The sequence below is a fragment of the Aeromonas sp. QDB56 genome, assembly GCF_027705505.1.
GTDB classification, from domain to species: domain Bacteria; phylum Pseudomonadota; class Gammaproteobacteria; order Enterobacterales; family Aeromonadaceae; genus Aeromonas; species Aeromonas caviae.
This window is the reverse complement of the sequence record NZ_JAPDBZ010000236.1, coordinates 1-2,532: the sequence shown is the minus strand read 5'-3', so window position 1 is coordinate 2,532 and position 2,532 is coordinate 1. Positions and strand designations below refer to the sequence as shown.

Below are 2,532 nucleotides of genomic sequence, written 5' to 3'. Positions count from 1 at the left end.
CCAAACCACAGAAGTATGCGACGAGAAAACCTAGTAAAAACAATGCCAGTCAGGCTTAACTGACTGGCATTAGGGCCTGATGGCCCCTTTTTCATGTTGCTTGTGCTGCACCGATAACCAGGGTAGATGAAAACACAGGTCTGGGCGTGAAATCGCCCTGTTTCATTCGGCAGGCGGTTGACGCAAGTCGGCGTCATGCCAGCCCAGCGGCAGGGTCAGCAGCTGATCGATCAGCTCCCGGCGGTCGGATTTCTCCAGATAGGCGAGGTAGAGCGGGCGGCTCAGGGATTGGCCCCCTTCCACCAGATGAAGCTGCCCCTGCTCCAGGAAGGGGCTCACCATGCGCCTTGGCAGGTAGGCGGCGCCGCCGTTGGCCAGCACAAATTGCAGGGCCATGCTGGCGGAGCTTGAATGCAGCACGGGGGTCTTCTGCAGGCTCTGCAACCGGCTCGATGGCGGTTCGAAGCTGGTGCCCCAGTCGAGATGAATGTGGGGCATCTGCATCAGGCTGTCGGCGTTTGCGGCCGGTTCCCGGCTCACCAGTTCGAACACCAGCTCGCCGATGGGGTGCAGGGCAATCTCGTCGATCTTGGTCGGCTCGGAGAGCAGGGCCAGATCGAGGGAGCGCTCCAGCAACTGGCGACAGAGGTGCTCGCGGGAGGCGGTTTCGAGGCGCACCGCGAGGCCGGGGGCCAGGGCATAGACATGGTTCAGCCAGTCGTTGAAGTCGAGCTCCCAGAAGACGGCGGGGGCGCCGATGGCAAGCTGCTGGCTGAAACCGGGGGAGAGGGCCACGTCCTGCTTGGCGCGCCCCAAAGTATGCAGAATGGCGTCTGCGTAGGGCAGCAGACGCTCACCGGAGGCAGTCAGGCGGATGTTGTTGCGATGACGGGCAAACAGGCTGACCCCGAGTTGCTGCTCGAGCTGGCGGATCCGGAAGCTCACCGCCGACTGGGTCAGGTAGAGATTTTCAGCCGCCCGGCCAAAGTGCCGGGTCTTGCTGACCTCGATGAAGGTCCGAAGCAGCTCGGTATCCATTAATCGAGGGACTCGTCGCTGCCGCCACCGCCGCCTTCAAAGCTGCCACCCGCATCTTCATTGGCGCCGCCTGCGACGGTGCACAGACGGTGCACGCGCTTGGGACCAATCACCTTCAGGTATTTGAACCACACCTTGGCGTGGGGGTTGTTGCCGGCTGCGCCGGATTTGACCTGTTCGATAAAGGCACTTTCTACGTCATCGCGCGGGGCCAGGTTGCCCTGATAGAGCGCCAGCATCACGGTGCCATGTTTTTCCAGACTGTCCGCTTCGGCCACGGTGAATTCGCCACTGCGACGCAGGCCACGGGGAAAATGTTTGAAGTCGTTGAAACGCTTGTCTGATTCGAAGCTCATAGTGCTCTTGTTCTGGTTAGTTTGACCTTTGCGGGCAAGTATCATCAGGCCGTCGCAGAGTGCAAAATCAATTTTCTTACTATGTTAATAAATATCTTTTATCGAACAGGGTTTGTCGCATCCCGAGGGGGCATTTTGCGGTGCGCTGCACAAAAAAGCCTGAAAAATAGTGGAGTTATGTCAGATTTTGTACAGGAAAAACCGCTCAAGAACGGGCTCGGAAGCTAAAAATAAGGCGCCGTATGGCGCCTAATCATCATCATGACTGAGCTGAACCCGAGTGCGCGGCACTCACTCAATCATGGCTGGCTGTGCCAGGTTGTCGGCACGCCACAGACGATAGCGCACCTCGTACTCCTGGGGCACATAGATGACGAAGGGCAGCTTGGAGTTGTAGTTCACGAAGAAGCCCTGACCGTAGATCTGGACGAAACTCTCCTTCTTCTGGCCATCTGGGCAGGCCATCAGGGTGCTGACGGGGCCGGTGACCTGGCCCAGGGTCAGGTAGTTGTAACCCCAGCCCTTGACGCTGTGCTGTTCCAGATTGCCCGCGAAGCGGGGCAGGTTGCAGTCGACCAGCATCTTCTTGCCGACTTGCAGCTCGACCATCATGTCGGCTTCGTTCTCGACTTCTGGCAGACGGATCACGACACGTTCCTGGTTCACTTCGGCGGCGGGGAACATGCTGATATCAAATTTTTTCGGTTCGGCGGCGAAGGCATGGCCACCCAATAACAAGGCGCCCAGCAGGCTAAAACGCAACACGGTTTTCATCTGTACCTCTTGGGATTGGTTCAACGCCGCTAGACTAACCGCTCTGCCGGTTTCATGCCAGCGCTGCGGCGTGCAAAACCGCCCTGAACAGGCATCACATGACGCAATTTGATGCTTTTTTGACGGCCAGGGTCACCCTGCCGCTTCTTGCCTCGTGTCAAACAGGGGGCCGGGTGACCCCATGGCCAGGCTGTCACCTCACCAGCAGAACCTGTTTCGCCCAAGAGCGGGGGGCGCGCTGGGCGACGGAGCCGCTGGTGATGTCCAGGTAAGCGACGCCCTGAAGGGCCCAGGGCGGGATCGCACTTTGTTAATGAAATTTGAACAGGCAGATCGTCTGTGATCTAATCGCGTCTCCATGCAG

Annotated in this window: 3 protein-coding genes; all 3 read right to left on the bottom strand. The window is 58.8% G+C overall.

Annotation, left to right across the window (positions count from 1 at the left end; all coding sequences use genetic code 11):
* Window positions 1-162 precede the first annotated feature (162 nt).
* Window positions 163-1,038: an HTH-type transcriptional regulator HdfR gene (gene hdfR, locus OKB81_RS19975; RefSeq protein WP_039038620.1), complete on the bottom strand. Its 876-nt coding sequence runs from the start codon at window positions 1,036-1,038 to the stop codon at window positions 163-165.
* A complete protein-coding gene (locus tag OKB81_RS19970) occupies window positions 1,038-1,394 on the bottom strand; it encodes a DUF413 domain-containing protein (RefSeq protein ID WP_270698481.1) in 357 nt (118 codons plus the stop codon). The genes hdfR and OKB81_RS19970 overlap by 1 nt, the downstream gene beginning before the upstream one ends.
* A 291-nt stretch (window positions 1,395-1,685) precedes the next feature.
* Complete coding sequence (eco, locus tag OKB81_RS19965) at window positions 1,686-2,168, bottom strand: serine protease inhibitor ecotin (protein WP_010674240.1); 483 nt, start codon at window positions 2,166-2,168, stop codon at window positions 1,686-1,688.
* Window positions 2,169-2,532 lie beyond the last annotated feature (364 nt).